General features: G+C 62.7%; 17 protein-coding genes. 5 read left to right on the plus strand and 12 right to left on the minus strand.

The genetic code is table 11. The features are described from left to right. Nucleotides 1-83: 83 nt before the first annotated feature. Entirely contained in the window at nucleotides 84-581 is a 498-nt protein-coding gene (locus LU493_RS12575) for a C40 family peptidase (protein ID WP_275288130.1), read from the minus strand. Between the two features lie 73 nt (nucleotides 582-654). Further along, nucleotides 655-999: a hypothetical protein gene (locus tag LU493_RS12580; RefSeq protein ID WP_275288131.1), complete on the minus strand. Its 345-nt coding sequence runs from the start codon at nucleotides 997-999 to the stop codon at nucleotides 655-657. A gap of 144 nt (nucleotides 1,000-1,143) precedes the next feature. Between LU493_RS12580 and gloA the strand changes: the two genes are divergently transcribed. Next, nucleotides 1,144-1,677: a lactoylglutathione lyase gene (gloA, locus tag LU493_RS12585; protein ID WP_275288132.1), complete on the plus strand. Its 534-nt coding sequence runs from the start codon at nucleotides 1,144-1,146 to the stop codon at nucleotides 1,675-1,677. A gap of 418 nt (nucleotides 1,678-2,095) precedes the next feature. On the opposite strand, the gene LU493_RS12590 is transcribed toward gloA, so the two are convergent. From LU493_RS12590 to LU493_RS12630, 9 genes are all read right to left on the minus strand, one after another. Further along, nucleotides 2,096-2,344, minus strand: a complete 249-nt coding sequence (locus tag LU493_RS12590; RefSeq protein WP_275288133.1) for a hypothetical protein — start codon at nucleotides 2,342-2,344, stop codon at nucleotides 2,096-2,098. Then, complete coding sequence (locus tag LU493_RS12595; protein ID WP_275288134.1) at nucleotides 2,341-2,649, minus strand: nucleotidyltransferase domain-containing protein; 309 nt, start codon at nucleotides 2,647-2,649, stop codon at nucleotides 2,341-2,343. Before LU493_RS12595 ends, LU493_RS12590 begins: the two co-directional genes overlap by 4 nt. A 146-nt stretch (nucleotides 2,650-2,795) precedes the next feature. After that, nucleotides 2,796-3,533, minus strand: coding sequence for a DODA-type extradiol aromatic ring-opening family dioxygenase (locus tag LU493_RS12600; RefSeq protein WP_275288135.1), 738 nt, complete (start codon nucleotides 3,531-3,533; stop codon nucleotides 2,796-2,798). Between the two features lie 54 nt (nucleotides 3,534-3,587). After that, nucleotides 3,588-3,971 carry a DoxX family protein gene (locus LU493_RS12605; protein WP_275288136.1) on the minus strand — a complete coding sequence of 128 codons (384 nt, stop codon included), beginning with the start codon at nucleotides 3,969-3,971 and terminating at the stop codon, nucleotides 3,588-3,590. 83 nt (nucleotides 3,972-4,054) lie between these two features. Then, entirely contained in the window at nucleotides 4,055-4,972 is a 918-nt protein-coding gene (locus LU493_RS12610) for a LysR family transcriptional regulator (protein WP_275288137.1), read from the minus strand. 14 nt (nucleotides 4,973-4,986) lie between these two features. Then, nucleotides 4,987-6,000 (minus strand): metal ABC transporter solute-binding protein, Zn/Mn family, encoded by a 1,014-nt coding sequence (locus LU493_RS12615; protein ID WP_275288138.1) that lies wholly within the window; start codon nucleotides 5,998-6,000, stop codon nucleotides 4,987-4,989. 19 nt (nucleotides 6,001-6,019) lie between these two features. Continuing rightward, entirely contained in the window at nucleotides 6,020-6,910 is an 891-nt protein-coding gene (locus tag LU493_RS12620) for a metal ABC transporter permease (RefSeq protein ID WP_275288139.1), read from the minus strand. Then, nucleotides 6,894-7,628, minus strand: coding sequence for a metal ABC transporter ATP-binding protein (locus LU493_RS12625; RefSeq protein WP_275288140.1), 735 nt, complete (start codon nucleotides 7,626-7,628; stop codon nucleotides 6,894-6,896). Before LU493_RS12625 ends, LU493_RS12620 begins: the two co-directional genes overlap by 17 nt. Further along, complete coding sequence (locus LU493_RS12630; RefSeq protein ID WP_275288141.1) at nucleotides 7,628-7,777, minus strand: hypothetical protein; 150 nt, start codon at nucleotides 7,775-7,777, stop codon at nucleotides 7,628-7,630. Before LU493_RS12630 ends, LU493_RS12625 begins: the two co-directional genes overlap by 1 nt. A gap of 280 nt (nucleotides 7,778-8,057) precedes the next feature. On the opposite strand from LU493_RS12630, the gene betT reads away from it, so the two are divergent. Together betT and LU493_RS12640 are read left to right on the plus strand one after the other, a co-directional pair. Beyond that, nucleotides 8,058-10,118: a choline BCCT transporter BetT gene (gene betT, locus LU493_RS12635; RefSeq protein ID WP_275288142.1), complete on the plus strand. Its 2,061-nt coding sequence runs from the start codon at nucleotides 8,058-8,060 to the stop codon at nucleotides 10,116-10,118. A gap of 123 nt (nucleotides 10,119-10,241) precedes the next feature. Next, nucleotides 10,242-10,793, plus strand: a complete 552-nt coding sequence (locus tag LU493_RS12640) for a porin family protein (RefSeq protein WP_275288143.1) — start codon at nucleotides 10,242-10,244, stop codon at nucleotides 10,791-10,793. 25 nt (nucleotides 10,794-10,818) lie between these two features. Here the strand turns inward: LU493_RS12640 and LU493_RS12645 are convergent, their stop codons facing one another. Further along, nucleotides 10,819-11,688, minus strand: a complete 870-nt coding sequence (locus LU493_RS12645; RefSeq protein ID WP_275288144.1) for a WYL domain-containing protein — start codon at nucleotides 11,686-11,688, stop codon at nucleotides 10,819-10,821. 154 nt (nucleotides 11,689-11,842) lie between these two features. Between LU493_RS12645 and cas1f the strand changes: the two genes are divergently transcribed. Next, nucleotides 11,843-12,817, plus strand: a complete 975-nt coding sequence (gene cas1f / locus LU493_RS12650; RefSeq protein WP_275288145.1) for a type I-F CRISPR-associated endonuclease Cas1f — start codon at nucleotides 11,843-11,845, stop codon at nucleotides 12,815-12,817. Continuing rightward, nucleotides 12,814-16,158: a type I-F CRISPR-associated helicase Cas3f gene (gene cas3f / locus LU493_RS12655; protein ID WP_275288146.1), complete on the plus strand. Its 3,345-nt coding sequence runs from the start codon at nucleotides 12,814-12,816 to the stop codon at nucleotides 16,156-16,158. The genes cas1f and cas3f overlap by 4 nt, the downstream gene beginning before the upstream one ends. Nucleotides 16,159-16,193 lie beyond the last annotated feature (35 nt).

A 16,193-nucleotide genomic window follows, 5' to 3' on the forward strand; every position in this document is an offset into this window, starting at 1 on the left:
CTTCGAGCTTCGAGCTTCGAGCTTCGAGCTTCGAGCTTCGAGCTTCGAGCTTCGAGCTTCGAGCTTCGAGCTTCGAGTAGCCCCTAAGGGGCTGGGGCGGCGGCACCGAGAAACCGCTCCTGCCAGTAGTCCAGCCCCAGCGTCGTGGTGGTGACGCGCCGCCCTCGGCCGGGAGCATGGATCATCTGGTCATGACCCAGGTAGATCCCCACATGGCTGGCATCGCCGCCTCCGGCGGTGTCGAAGAACAGCAGGTCTCCCGGGCGTGCCTCGTCGATCGGCGGCAGGGCCTCGAACTGTTGACGTGAGGTGCGTGGCACCTTGATGCCCGCCCGGGCGTAGGCAAGTTGTACCAGACCCGAACAGTCCAGCCCGCTCGGGGTATCGCCGCCGAAGCGGTAGGGCGTGCCGAGCGCCTGACGCGCCTCGGCGAGGATCATGGCGCGGTTCATGGAGAGGTTGCCGCCATCGCGGGTGGCCAGGTCGGGGCCGGCGCAACCCGCCAGCCACGAGAGCCACAGCACTGCCAGCAGCCATCTCGGCAAGAAGATCGCAAGGTGGCGGATGGCGTGTGATGGCATGCGCGGGGCTCCATGGCTGTGAGGTTCCGTCTCCCTCGCATAGCCTAGGCGCTGATGTCGACGCTGGCGAGCATCAGCGAAAGGCGATGCGCGTGCCATGGGTCAAGCGTTCCTCGGGCGTGATGGCGTGTCCCGGAACGCCGATCATCTCGTCGCCGCACTGGTCATCCCAGGTCAGTACACCGTGGGTCAGCCCCAGTTCACCGAGGCGCTCGCGGAGCTCGCCGGTACCCAGGTAGGTGCAGGTATGCCCGGCCTTGTCGGTCAGGGTGGATACGCCGTTGGCATGATGGAAGCGCACCGTGTAGATGCCATCCTGGGACTCGACCTCGACGATGGGCGAGAACCCGTGGGCCAGGGCGTGGGAGAGCTGCTTGTAGGTGATGCGATCACCTGGAGAAAGGTCGGTGGCGGCCATGATGAGCCCCCTTCGCGTGGTGGTGTCGTCTCTCAATGTAGAATCCCGCCGGGGTCGTCGCCATCCCGCCGGCGGGGTGGAAATTCCGGTGCTTCGCCCCCATTCAGGCAGCACTACCCCACACGACGCGAAAAGGAGAGGGCCATGAGCTTTGAGGGTGAGCAGTATCCCGGCGTGAAGGCACCGGCCGCCGAGACCGATGGCTTCCGCCTGAATCACACCATGTTGCGGATCAAGGATCCGCAGACGGCGCTGGACTTCTATTCGCGTGTCTTCGGCATGCGGGTACTGCGCAGGCTGGATTTCGAAGAGATGCAGTTTTCTCTGTACTTCCTGGCCAAGCTCGAAAAAGGCGATGAGGTGCCGGAGGACAAGGCGCAACGCAGCGTCTGGACCTTCAGCCAGAAGGGGCTGCTGGAGCTGACCCACAACTGGGGGACCGAGGAAAAGGCGGACTTCGCCTATCACGACGGCAACGCCGAGCCCCAGGGTTTCGGGCACATCTGCTTCTCGGTGCCGGACCTGGACGCCGCCGAGGCCTGGTTCGATGCCAATGAGGTCGAGTTCATCAAGCGTGCCGCCCAGGGCAAGATGCCGGATGTGGTCTTCGTCAAGGACGTGGACGGCTACTGGATCGAAGTGGTCGAGGCCGCGCGGATGGCCGACAAGGGCGACTAGCGTCGCCAGTGTCGAGCTACGAGCTACGAGCTACGAGCTACGAGACAAGCCCCCGACACAAAGCGTAGAGGCCGCCCCCTTGGGGCGGCCTCTGTCATCGTGTGCTGATTCGGTGTGTGTTGATTCGGTGTCTGGGCGATCAATCGAAGATGCGCTCGAACTCTTCCGAGAAATCCTGGCTGGAGGGAGATATCTGGAGCCAATCGATGCTCAAGGCAAGGAGACGTCGGGCTGTATGAAAGAGTATATGGGATAGCTCATGCAGCAAGTTGAAATGCTCGGCAATCTCTGAGTAGTTGGTGGCATACTCATGCGCGGCCATGTTGCGGATGGCGTGACAGCGTTGCCAGTCGGCCGTGGAGTCGATGACCCCTTGTTTTTCGAAAAAGGCGAGTACTTTTAAGAAGTTATCACTTGGCTATCCCACAAGAAGAGCGCTATGTCGCATGGCGGAGGCCAGGGAATCCTGTAATTTGGCGAATCGCTCGTTGATGGCGGCGAGTGTCTCGAAGAGATCAATATCCTTCTTGTGTGCTTCGAGCCATGCGGCTTCGAGGGGCCAGGCTACCCGGGCCTCGGATTGGTGCAGGAACCAGGCACAACGCTGAATGGCTTCCAGGAGCTGTGCCAGATGGTGTTGTTGCCTATCGAGAATATCCTGGCTCATGCGGCATCCTCGAGCTTGATCGATCGGGCCTGGTACAGGGTGATGGCTTGAAAGGGCGTCGGCTCATCCCCTTGTGTATAAGTCAGAATATCCACAGGGAGTTGCAGGCTGGCCTCCAGGGCCTGCTTCAGTTCGGCACGTGCCAGAAGCGGGATGGGCGTGCTGGAAACCAGCAGCAGGTCCAGGTCGCCACCTCGCCGAGTCTCATCGAGGCGGGAACCAAAGAGTCGAATATCCACGTCACTACCCACCAGATGTCTGGCAATGTCGAGGATACGATGACGTTGCTGGTGGCTAAGGCGCACGAGAATGCTCCGGAAAAGAATGACTCATGAGAAGTCTAGCACTCTGCCGGATATCGCCGACACCTGGCGCCGGCTTGCCCATGGGCCGCTCCCTTGGGGCGGCCTCTGTCATCGTGTGCTGATTCGGTGTCTGGGCGTGGTGAGGATCAAGTGAAGGCGTAGAGATCCATGGTCAGCACGCCGTGTTCCACGCTGTGGTGTCGTCGCTCGGCGCGCCCGCCGGCCCCCATGGCCACCAGCAATGGCTGGAAATGTTCCGGGGTGGGGTGGTTGGCGAGCGCCTGTGGCGCTTTCTGCCAGTCGAGCAGGGCGTCGCGGTCGTCGCTGATCAGACGCTCGTGCACCCAGTCGGCGAAGGTGCTGACCCAATCGGGTACCGGTGCCTCGATGGCGTCAATGGAGCGCAGGTCGTGGGTCAGGCTGCCCGAGCCGACCACCAGGATGTTCTCCTCGCGCAGCACGGCGAGTCGTTCGCCGAGCGTGGCCAGTTCGGCATTGGACCAGCCCGTGGGCAGTGACAGCGATACCACCGGGACATCGGCTGCCGGGTACATCAGTGACAGCGGCACCCAGGCACCGTGGTCCAGGCCGCGCTCCACCGGCATGGCATCGAGCTCGCGGGCCAGTCGGTTGGCCAGCTCGGGCTCGCCCGGCGCTGGATACTGGCACTCGAAGAGTTCGCGGGGGAAGCCGCCGAAGTCGTGAATGGTCTCGGGGCGCTCGCTGGTGCTGACCATCAGTTGTCGGCTGGCCCAGTGAGCCGAGATGACCACCACCGCGGCAGGGCGAAGGGTCCGGCCCAGCTGGCGCAGAAAATCGTGAGCCGGTGTGCGGGTCAGGGCCAGCATCGGTGAGCCGTGGGAAATGAAGAGGCTGGGTAGCATGGTGAGTACCTCCTGGCCAGGCGTCATGACGCGTGACCTTCATGGAATTCGGGTTCAGGCGATGCGCTGGTTCAGGACCAGGCGTCCTCCACCGAGACCTGCCTGCACGAGCAGAGCCAGCATCCAGAAGACCGGGAACTCCCAGCCCCCGCCTTCATTGGAGAATAGCCATCCATTGCCCGCGTGAACCCAGGTGGCGCCGAGCAGAAGCGGGACCAGTGCGAGGCTGATCCAGCGGGTATATATGCCGAGGATCAGAGCCAGGCCACCGCCCACTTCCGCGAGAATGGTCGGGTAGGCGAGCAATCCTGGCAGGCCCAGCGACTCGAAGTAACCGACGGTGCCGGGCACGGTAAAGACGAAGACCTTGAGCAGGCCATGGGCCAGGGCGAGAGTGCCGAGGGAGAGGCGTAACAGCGTAATGGCGTAGGCTTGCATGATGTCCTCCGATAGAGCGTGTGTTGGTCGATGGCCACACTCTATACCGGGACATTGTTGGGATAATCAGTGATTTTTACACATCACTGTTGCGTTATAGGCGACAATTCGAGGTCATGCTCCCATGCCGGCGGGTCGCCCCAGGCGTCGGCGAGGAAATCCAGGAAGCGCGTTACCTTGGCAGGAAGGTGGCGTCTGGCCGGATAGATACCGTGCACACCCAGTACCTGGGGGGGCATGTCGGTGCAAAGCGGCACCAGGCGGCCGCTGCGGATACTGTCGGCCACCAGGAAACTGGGCTGGTGGACGATGCCGAGCCCGGCCTCCGCGGCCGGGGTGAGAACATCCCCATTATTGCTTTCCAGTGGCCCCGACGTGTCACGGCGCTGTCCATCCCATTGCCAATCGCTGCTGAAGGCGCCCAGATAGCGCAGGCAGCGATGCCCGGCGAGCTCCTCCGGGCGACGTGGTTCGCCATGGGTCGCCAGGTAATCGGGAGAAGCGCATAGCACCATCCGGCAACGGGTCAGGCGGCGAGCCACCAGGGTGGAGTCGGGCAGATTGCCAATACGAATGGCCAGATCGTAGCCTTCCTCCAGCAAATCGACGCGACGATCATTGAGGTCCAGGCGTACTCGCAATTCGGGGTGCTGGACCATGAAGTCAGCCACCAATGGCGACAGGTGACGAATACCGAAACTCATCGGCCCATTGAGGCGCAGGTGCCCATGCATTTCGGTGACGTCGGCACTAACGTCGGTCCGGGCATCCTCCAGTGCCTGCAGGATGCTCTGGGCTCGGGCGAGATAGCGTTCACCGGCCTCGGTCAGGTGCAGGCGCCGCGTGGTACGTTGCAGCAGGCGCGCCTGTAGATGCTCTTCCAGTTCCATGATCAGTCGCGACACTCGAGTGCGCGACAAGTCGAGTGCTTCGGCCGCCCGGGTGTAACTGCCCAGTTCGGCGACTCGTACGAAGGCCGTCATGGCATCCAGCTGGTTCATGAGCCCCTCGGTGGTCAGTGCTCGTGATCGTGCTGCGTCTCGGAGTCGCCCCCTGCCAGGGCGTCGTGCAGCACGCGGGCATTGTGACGCATCATGCCGATATAGGTGCTGGCTTCGCCCTCGGGAGCCAGGGCGCCGGAGTAGAGGGTGCCGGCCACCGGGCGGCGGGTTTCCTCGGCCAACTGGTCGATGAGCGCCGAGCTGGTCATGTTCTCGTGGAACAGCGCACGGACATCGTTGGCACGGATCACCTCGATCAGTTCGGCCATGCGAGCCGCGCTGGGGCCGGCCTCGGTGGACAGTCCGGCCGGCGACAGGAAGCTGACGCCGTAGGCGCGGGAGAAGTAGCCGAAGGAGTCGTGGCCGGTGATGACGCTGGTGGACTCGGGCAGTGCCGCCATCTGTTCGCGGATCTCGGCATCCAGGGCGTCGAGATCGGCGAGGTAGCCCTGGGCGCGCTCGCGATAGTCGGCCTCATGGGCCGGGTCGGCGGCGATCAGGCCGTCGCGGATGTTGGTCACATACGTCTTGCCGAGGCGCGGGTCCAGCCAGGCGTGCGGGTCGTCTCCGCCGTGATCATGCTTGGCATGGTCGTGCTCGTCATGATCATGGCTGGCGTGTTCATGGTCAGCGTGGTCGTGCTCACCATGGTCGTCGCCTGCAGCCGCGCCGTCCTGATCCGCGATGCCTTCGGTAGCGACCACCGTTGGCCCCTCGTAGTCGCCAGCGCCGAGCAGGCGCTCCATCCAGCCTTCGAAGTGCATACCGTTGAACACGACCAGGTCGGCCTCGGCCAGGTTGCGCGCGTCGATGGGACGTGGCGAATAGACATGGGCATCGCCGTCCGGGCCGACCAGGGCGTCGACCTCGACATGTTCGCCGCCGACCCGCTCGACCATGTCGGCGAGGATGCTGAAGCTGGCGATGACCTGCACGCGATCCTCGGCCAGGGCGCCGGGCATGGCCAGCAGGGCGGAGAGACCGGCGGCCAGCACGCTGTAGTGCTTCAAGGAAGTGATGGATGACATCGGAGGATCTCCCGGAGAGTCAGTGAGGAGTGGGTGAACCCAGCGGCGCGGCGCGGCGCCGGTGACGAGCGAAGAGGCTGTGATGACGGCCGCACAGCGCCGAGACGATGTATGCCAGGCCGGCCAGCAGGATGATCGCCGGGCCGGAGGGCAGGCTGAAGTGGTACGACAGCAGCAGGCCACCCAGATTGGCGACCAGGGCGATGACGATGGCAATGGCGATCAGGCCTTCCAGTCGTTGGCTCCAGAAGCGTGCGGTGGTGGCCGGCAGCATCATCAGACCCACCGCCATCAGGGTGCCCAGGGTCTGGAAGCCGGCGGTCAGGTTGAGCACCACCAGGCCCAGGAAGACCCCATGCACCAGGCCGCCGCGCACGCCCTGCCCGCGCAGGAACAATGGATCGAGACACTCGACCACCAGGGCGCGGAAAAGCACCGCCAGGGCCAGCACGATCAGCGAGGCGATGCCGGCGATCAACAGCAGGGCGGTGGTATCCACGGCCAGTATCGAGCCGAACAGCACATGGGTCAGGTCCACGCTGCTGCCGCCCAGCGAGACCATCATGACGCCGGCGGCCAGCGAGATCAGGAAGAAGCTGGCCATGGCCGAATCCTCGCGATGGCCGGTCATCTGCGAGACGCTGCCGGCCAGTATCGCCACCAGGATGCCCGACAGGATGCCGCCCAGGCTCATGATCGGCAGCGAGAAACCGGCGAACAGAAAACCCAGGGCGATGCCGGGCAGGATAGCGTGGGACATGGCGTCGCCGATCAGGCTCATGCCGCGCAGCATCAGAAAGACCCCCAGGGGCGGGGCGGCCAGCGACAGGGCCAGGCCGGCAACCACGGCGCGGCTCATGAAACCGTACTCGAAGGGGGCGATCAGCCAGGCGTCAAGCAGTGCCAGCATGAGGAAGATCCGAAAAGTCGATGGGCAGGCGAGGCGCGCGAGCGGGCTGGCCCGTGTGATGGTCGAGCAGGGCCTCGGGGCCGACCCAGCGGCCATGGCCGCCGGCCAGCAGCAGCACGTCGTCGGCCAGGCGCGACAACTGTTCCATGTCGTGCAGCACCACCAGGATGGTGGCACCGGCGGCGGCCATGTCGCGCAGGACCTCCATCAGCACCTCGACGGTCTCGCCGTCGACGTTGGCGAAGGGCTCGTCGAGCAGCAGCAGTTCGGCCTCCTGCATCAGGGTGCGGCCGATCAGGGCGCGCTGGCGCTGGCCGCCGGAGAGCTCGCCCAGTTGACGGTGAGCCAGGTGAGAGATGCCCAGCCGCGCCATGATCTCCCGTCCCCGGCGATAATGCGCGGCGCAGTATCCCTTCAGGGCACCATGACTCGGCCAGGTGCCGGTCATGATCAGTTCCTCGACGCTCATCGGGAAGGTCAGGTCCAGGGCGAGCTGCTGGGGCAGCCAGGCGCAACGTTCCCGCGAGACGCTGCATGCCACACGGCCGGCCACCGGCGGCAGCATCCCCATGAGCGCCGAGATCAGGGTGCTCTTGCCGGCGCCATTGGCGCCGATCAGGGCGGTGATCGCCCCATCCTGAAAGCGGCCGTCCAGATGCTCGAGGACGGTCTGTCCGCCTCGGGCCAGCTGCAGGTCATGAAGCTGCAGGCGCGCCATCAGCCCGCCCCTCCGAGTGCCCAGGCCACCGCCAGCCATAACAGGACCAGCGGTGCCGCGGCGAGCAACAGGCGTCGCGTCGCGGACAGCGACATCAGGGAAAAGTGACATGGCCCCTCGGGGCGGTGGCGGTGGGTGCGATGCGCCATGGTGATGAACCTCCGGTAAGGCGCAAAGGTTATAACATAACATAACAGGCGAGGCCAAACGGATCTGTTGCCCTGTCGAGGCAAAAGGTGTTCGAGGTTGAAAGACGCCGGGCCTGACGAGCAGCCGATGCCCGCAGCCGCAGTGTGTGCCGAGGGCGTTGCGTTGACATCATCGGGAAGAATTGTTGCGATGCAGCGCCCTTGGCCGGGTAGAGTCTGGCTATGCGGCTATCATTACCCGCATGCCACTACCCTTCTTTCCACCAAACGAGTTCATTCCATGACCACGGATACGCACAAGGAGGTCGAGGAGCGCGATCGTCTCAACCCGGTCGTCTTCTACAGCTCCGTTGTCGGTATCGTCGTCTTTTCCCTGTGGACGATGCTGGCCACCGAGCAGGCCAATGGCGTGATCGGCGCCATACTGGGCTGGATATCCCGGACCTTCGGCTGGTACTACTTCCTGACCGTCGTGATCTATCTGGGCTTCGTGATTTATCTGGGCTTTTCCCGCTACGGCAAGATTCGCCTCGGCCCTGAGCACTCGCGACCCGACTTCAATCTGTTCTCCTGGTCCGCCATGCTGTTTTCGGCGGGTATCGGCATCGGGGTCATCTTCTTCGCCCTGGCCGAGCCGGTGACCCAGTTCTACAACGCGCCGGAAGCCCCCGACGGACAGGTTGCCGCGGCACGCCACGCCATGCAGTTGACCTTCCTGCACTGGGGCCTGTCCGGCTGGGGCATCTATACTCTGGTAGGCATGTCGCTGGCGTTCTTCAGCTATCGCCATAACCTGCCGCTGACCATTCGTAGTGCCCTGTATCCGATCTTCGGACAGCGTATCTACGGGTTCATCGGCCATGCCGTCGACACGGCGGCCGTACTCGGCACGGTATTCGGTATCGCCGCCAGCCTGGGGATCGGCGTCATTCAGCTCAACTTCGGGCTGGATTACATGTTCGGCATCCCCGAAAGCACCTGGACCCAGGTCGTGCTGGTGCTGGGCATCGTGCTGTTCGCCACCATTTCGGCGGTCACGGGGGTGGAGCGCGGCATTCGACGGCTCTCCGAGTTCAACATTCTGCTGGCCGTGTTGCTGCTGTTGTTCGTGCTGTTCGCCGGCAAGACCATCTTCCTGCTCAATGCGTTGGTGATGAACATCGGCGATTACCTCTCCGGTTTTGTCAGCATGTCGTTCAACACCTATGCCTTCGATCCTCCCGCCGACTGGCTCAACGCCTGGACGCTGTTCTTCTGGGCCTGGTGGATTGCCTGGGGGCCCTTCGTCGGCCTCTTCCTGGCGCGTATCTCGCGGGGGCGCACCATCCGTACCTTTGTGCTGGGCACGCTGACACTGCCGATCATCTTCATGATCCTGTGGATGTCCCTGCTGGGTAACAGTGCCATCGACATGGCCATGCACGGCGCCACCGACTTCGGCGAGAGCATCATGGCCAATCCGCCGGCGGGGATCTATCTGTTCCTCGAGGAGTATCCGGCCCCCATTGTCACCACCATGGCGGTCAGCATCCTGGCCATCGTGTTCTTCGTCACCTCGGGGGATTCCGGTGCCCTGGTGCTGTCGAACTTCACCTCGATCCTGAAGAACGTCAATTCCGATGCGCCGATCTGGATGCGCATCCTCTGGTCCATGGTGATCGGGGTGTTGACGCTCTCCCTGCTGCTCGCCGGGGGGCTGGGCGCCCTGCAGAGCGCCGTGGTCATTACCGGCCTGCCCTTCTCGATCGTGCTGTTCTTCATGATCGCCGGGTTGCACAAGGCACTGAAGATGGAGGCCTTCAAGGAGGACAGCCGTCTGCTCAGCCTGTCGGGCCAACTCTCGGGCCGCACCGGCGGCGAACGTGGCCGACGCGATAATTGGCAGCACCGCCTCAAGCGATCCATGAGCTTCCCCAACGAGAAGCAGGCCAAGCGGTTCATGGATGACACCTGCCTGCCGGCGCTGGAGGCCGTGCGTGACTCCCTGGGCGAGCAGGGTGTCGAGGTGGAGGTCAATCAGGGCGTGCAGAACGGCTATGACTACATGTCCCTGAACGTCGACCTGCAGGACGAGCAGAACTTCACCTATCAGGTGTGGAGTCAGGGCTTCCCCACGCCAGGCTTCGCCATGCATACGCCCCAGGCCGACAAGCGCTACTACCGGGTCGAGGTCTACCTGATGGAAGGTAGCCAGGGATACGATCTGATGGGGTACAGCCAGGAGCAGGTCATCGAGGATGTGCTCGATCAGTACGAACGGCACATGCAGTTCCTGCACCTCAACCGGTTGGAGCCCGGCCATATCAACATGCCGGACAGCCCCGAGCAGCCACCGGCCTGATCAGACTCAGGCTCTCGCCGATACGCCGCCGGTCCCTTCAGGGGCCGGCGGCGTTTTCCATAGCCCCCGTCGGCGGGGCTGACTGGTAAACTGTGCACTCACTCTTGCTGCAAGGATGACGCGATGTCTCTCGAACGCGCATTGCCGACGCTCGGCGCCCTGGGCGTGGCCGGCCTGCTGGCCCTGGCGGCCCCCAATGCCTTTGCCACCGGCGATACCGGCCTCTACCTCGGGGGCGGCGTCGGCCAGACCCATGGCGACGGCAATTTCGACGACGAAGCCGAGCACTGGAAGCTGGTGGGCGGCTACAACGTTGGCTGGCTGCCCTTCCTCGATGTGGGCGCGGAGCTTGCCTACGTCAACGCCGGTACCCTCGATGGCCAGGCGAACGGTCAGTCGGCCAGTCTCGATGTCGATAGTGTCCAGGCCACCGGCGTACTGGGCTGGAGCCTCGGGCCGCTGGGCCTCTATGCCAAGGCCGGCATGGCCGACTGGGATGCCGAACGGCGCGGCCATGGCGTCGGCGGCGATCTCTCCGGTACCGACCCCGTCTACGGCGTGGGCGCGCGGTTCGGCCTGCTTGGGTTGACCGGGCGTCTGGAACTCGAGCGCCTCGATACCGACGAGATCGGTGACCTGGACATGGTGACGGCCGGCGTGGTCTACACCTTTTAACCCTGGCCCGGCACGGGGCCAGGGGTCAGGACCAGAGGATCCAGGAGGCCAGGGACTCGCGGTTGGCGATCTCGATCTGCTGAGCGCGGGGGTTGGCCTCCGCATGGTGCGGGTTGATGCCCAGCTCGCGCAGGGCGTAGCGCGCCAGGGGGCCACGGCAGTGCAGCTCCAGCTCGCCATCTTGCATGCCGTAATCCAGTGCCAGCAGATCACGCTCGGCCTGAGGCAGGCGTCGGTCGGGAATCAGGCGTACCGCCACGCGGGTCTGCCAGCGCTCATCGTGCTCGACCCCATGCTCACCGAGCATGGGGCCTGCATCCTCCGGCACGCCGCGAAAGCGGCTGAGCACGAAATCCCGATAATTGCGGTGTTTCTCGCAGTAGGCCCTGACATGCCAGCGCCCGGCGGCGAACACCAGGGTGTGCGGCACGAGAATACGATCCTCGCCCTCCGGACTCGAGAAGGACGCATACGTCACCTCCAGCCGGCGTCCCTCCCGGGCCGCCTTGACCACCTCACGCACTACATTCGGGGATATCGTCCGGCTCGGCATCGGCAACGACTCGGTGTTCGCCGCCCCCACGCCGAGCCCGGCGAAGGGCGACCCCAGGGTGTCGTGAGCATTCAGCAGGTGTAGATACTCATCGACCCGGCCCTGGGTGAAGCGAGGCAGGAAATCGGGGCTCGGCAGGAAACCGTGGCGCGTATCGTCGTACCCCAGATTCTCCGGGGCCAGCTCCCGGTAGCGACGCAGCACCTTCTGCGCCTGCTGGCGTCCGATACCGAACGCCTCACCGATCTGACCGGCCACGACCCGGCCTTCCCACAGCGCCAGAATCTCGATCAGCCGATAGCGTGCCAGGGTGTCCCAGGCAAGGGGCGTGTGCGCACTCATGACGGCCTCCATCCTTGGTTGCCATGTTCAACCCGACGATCATGCCCCGAAGTGTAGCCGGGTTGAAGAGTATCGTGGATGGATGTCCATGGGTGGCGGGGATAGGGAGCGCGTGCTTGGATGGGGGAGACGACAGGGCAGTAAGGGCAACAGCATGGATGATCTTTCTCCATCGGATCTCAAAACGATTCTGCACTCGAAGCGTGCAAACCTGTACTACCTCCAGCATTGTCGCGTGTTGGTGAATGGTGGCCGTGTCGAGTATGTGACCGACGAGGGCAAGGAGTCGCGTTACTGGAACATTCCCATTGCCAATACCACTTCATTATTACTGGGCACGGGAACCTCGATTACCCAGGCCGCGATGCGCGAGCTGGCCAAGGCAGGGGTGCTGGTCGGTTTCTGCGGAGGTGGCGGAACGCCACTTTTCGCAGCCAACGAAGTGGATGTCGATGTTGCCTGGTTAACACCGCAGAGCGAATATCGCCCGACTGAATATCTGCAGTACTGGGTGCGCTTCTGGTTTGACGACGAAAAGCGTCTAGAGGCCGCCCGCACCTTCCAGATGGCGCGGTTATCGCGTATCGAGACGCTATGGAAAAGTCGACCTCTCAAGGAAGCGGGCTTTGAAATATCCGCACAGCACCTGGGTGATGTACTGGCACAGCATAGAAGCGCGATTGGCAATGCCGCCGATACGGTCGAATTGCTGACCCTCGAAGCGCGTTTGACCAAGACGCTCTTCAAAGTGGCGACGCAAGCGGTGGGTTACGGCGAATTCACGCGTGCCAAACGTGGCAGTGGAACCGACCCCGCCAATCGGTTTCTCGACCATGGCAATTACCTGGCCTATGGGTTAGCGGCAACCGCGACATGGGTATTGGGGATTCCCCACGGCTTGGCGGTGCTGCATGGCAAGACCCGCCGGGGTGGTCTGGTCTTCGATGTCGCTGACCTGGTCAAGGATGCCATCATTCTCCCGCAAGCATTTTTGTCAGCCATGCGGGGCGACGAGGAGCAAGAGTTCCGCCAGGCCTGTATCGAGCGGTTAACGCGTACCGAGTCTCTCGATTTCATGATCGATACGCTAAAAGCCGTGGCCCTCGACCTCGGAGGGCCGGACGCATGAATGTGCTGTTGGTCTCTCAATGTCACAAGAATGCCCTCAAGGAAACCCGGCGTATTCTGGATCAGTTCGCTGAGCGTCGTGGTGAACGCACCTGGCAGACCCCGATTACGCTCGAGGGACTCGAAACGTTACGCAAGTTGCTGCGCAAGACGGCCCGCAAAAATACCGCCGTGGCGTGTCACTGGATTCGTGGTCACGACCACAGTGAACTGGTGTGGGTGGTAGGCGATGCCAAGCGCTTCAACCTGCAAGGAGCGGTGCCCACCAATACGACGTCGCGGGATATCCTTCGTCGTGAAGACGAAAACGACTGGCATAGTGGCGAGGATATACGGCTGCTGGCGTCCATGGCGGCACTGTTGCACGACTTGGGGAAAGCGTCCGTAGCCTTCCAGCAACGCCTGCAAGGCAAGTTGGAAGGGCGCAACTTGTACCGCCATGAGTGGGTGTCGCTGCGTCTTTTCCAGGCCTTCGTCGGTGATGACGATGACGTAACCTGGTTAACGCGGCTCGCCAAAGGCCACTATCAAACGCAAGACTGGCTAAAGAAGTTGGAGCGCGACGGGCTCGATGCCAACCCCTCCGCAGTATTCCGCCGATTGCCGCCGTTAGCGGCTGCGCTTGGCTGGTTGGTCATTAGCCACCATCGTTTACCTCTCAAACCTCCCGATGACACTTCGGACACGGCGACCCGCTGGGGGAGCCGCAATGTCACGCTACAAATGGAGCAGTTGGATGATCTGCTAGGACTCATCGACGCGCAGTGGAATGAAATTCCCTCGACGCAAGAGTCGGCACGCATCACGCCCTATTGGCAATTCAAGCATGGCTTGCCGGTGGAGACACGGCGTTGGCAGGAGCGGGCGGCCAAGCAAGCGAAGCGCCTTTTGACACGTCTTTTCGGCGACACCTGCTGGCTCGATAGTCCTTATGTCATGCACCTTTCCCGCTTGTGCTTGATGCTTGCCGATCATCACTATTCGAGCCTCGAAGACCCTATGCACCGTGTGCCCGGTGAGCCTCAGTATCCGCTGGTAGCCAATACCGTGCGCAAGACGGGGCAACCGAATCAATTGCTGGATGAGCACATTCTGGGTGTCGAGAAACATGCGGCAGTGGTGGCGCGAGCGCTCCCCAGTGTTGATAGTCACCTGCCTCGCCTGGCTCGACATAAAGGCTTTCGCAAACGTAGTAACCATGTGCATTTTCGCTGGCAGGACAAGGCGTTCGATCTTGCCCAATCGCTGCGTGAACGCAGCCAGCGCCAAGGCTTTTTCGGAGTCAATATGGCCTCCACGGGCTGCGGTAAGACGCTGGCCAACGGACGTATCCTGTATGCGCTGGCCGACCCGGAGCAGGGTGCACGCTTTTGTATCGCGCTGGGACTCCGCACGCTCACCTTGCAAACCGGTCAAGCCTTGCGTGAACGCCTCAACCTGGGAGAAGACGAACTCGCGGTGAGGGTCGGTGGCAGTGCCAACAAAGCGCTTTTCGATCACTACGAACGTGAAGCCGAGGCCAGCGGTTCCGCCTCTCGTCAGGGACTGATCGATGAGGATGCCCACGTCGTGTTCGAGGGCAATTTCGAGGGTCACCCGCTGCTTAAACGTCTGGGAGATGAGCCGGGAACACGCTCACTGGTTGCTGCCCCCATTCTGGTATGCACAGTGGATCACTTGGTGCCGGCGACCGAAAGCACGCGAGGGGGCCAGCAGATTGTCCCCATGTTGCGCCTGATGAGCAGCGACCTGGTGCTTGATGAAATCGACGACTTCGATATCAACGATCTGCCCGCGCTAACACGCTTGGTCCATTGGGCGGGGCTGCTGGGCTCGCGCGTGTTGCTGTCATCGGCCACCTTGCCTCCCGCTCTGGTGCGAGGCTTGTACGATGCCTACCGCAGTGGGCGCGAAGCCTACCAGCGCCATCGCGGCGAGCTTGGCTTGCCAGTCGATATCTGCTGCGCATGGTTCGATGAGAATGATCGCCAGCATCACGACAGTGCCGATGGTGATGCATTCAGCGCCGCGCATGCCGCTTTTGCTGAGCGTCGACTCAAGCGCTTGGCCGATAGCCCTGTGCGGCGGCGAGGGGAGCTCATCCCCATGCCGTCTCTGGGAAAACGACCGGAAGAGATTCGCGCTGGCCTGGCCGGATTGCTACGTGACCAAGCTGGCCAGCTGCACGAGCGTCACCATTCTTGCGACCCGATAACGGGCAAACGCGTGAGCTTTGGCCTGATACGCATGGCCAATATCGACCCTCTGGTGGATGTCGCCACTGAACTGTTCCAGTTGGGCGCCCTCGATAGCCAGCGGATTCATCTTTGTGTCTATCACTCCCGACATCCGCTCGTTATGCGCTCGGCGATCGAACGACGCCTGGACCAGACGTTGCAACGTGCTGAGCCGGACAGAGTGTTCGAGCAGGCCGATATTCGGCGTTTACTCGATGACAGTGAGGAAGAAGATCATTTGTTTATCGTGCTTGGCAGCCCGGTCACTGAGGTTGGGCGGGACCACGATTACGATTGGGCCATTGTCGAGCCCTCTTCCATGCGTTCGATCATTCAGCTGGCCGGGCGGGTATGGCGTCATCGCGACAAGCGCTGCGACACGACGAATGTCCAACTCCTGGAGTCCAACCTCAAACATCTGGAAGACCCCGGGCACCTCGCCTTCCAGCGCCCGGGGTTCGAGACGGACGAATCCTGGCGACTCAATAGCCATTCGCTGAAAGCATTGCTTGCGCCGGAAGACTATCAGGTCATCGATGCTCGGCCGCGTGTGCTGGCGCATGAGGCCTTGCAGCCGCGTGACAGCCTGGTGGATCTGGAGCATCAACGTCTGACAACGCAGATGATCGAACAATCCGCCCCACCGTTGACCAAAAAAGAGCGCCGGTTAGGCAAGGCGCCGTCACTACCACCGCTAGGGGCTTATAGCTGGTATGTCGTGCCGCGCATGCATTTGACCGGCGTGCTCACCCAGCGTCAGCCATTCCGTCAGCAAACACAGACGGATGTGGCCTTGGCCCTGTTGCCCGACGAGGGCGGTGAAACCTGGACGCTGCACCGGGTTGAGGACGGCACCAAGCATGGCGAAACGCTCTATGTGGAAGTGGAAGAGAGCCTGTTGACGCGAATCGACCTGGCGACAGAGCAAGGCGACAGGATTCAGCCCTGGGGAGACGACGACTATCTGACGGCGCTTGCCGACCTCGCCGAGGATCTGGAGATCCCGCTTGATAGAGCTGCGCGGACGTTTGGCATCGTCAGCGCACCCGAGAATACGCGTGGGTGGCGTTATCACCCTGTGCTGGGGTTTGTGAACAGAAGGTGAGTGAAGTGGAAAATAAAGCAAGGTAATGTGAACAG

Source organism: Halomonas elongata (assembly GCF_029081005.1).
Lineage (GTDB): Bacteria > Pseudomonadota > Gammaproteobacteria > Pseudomonadales > Halomonadaceae > Halomonas > Halomonas elongata_B.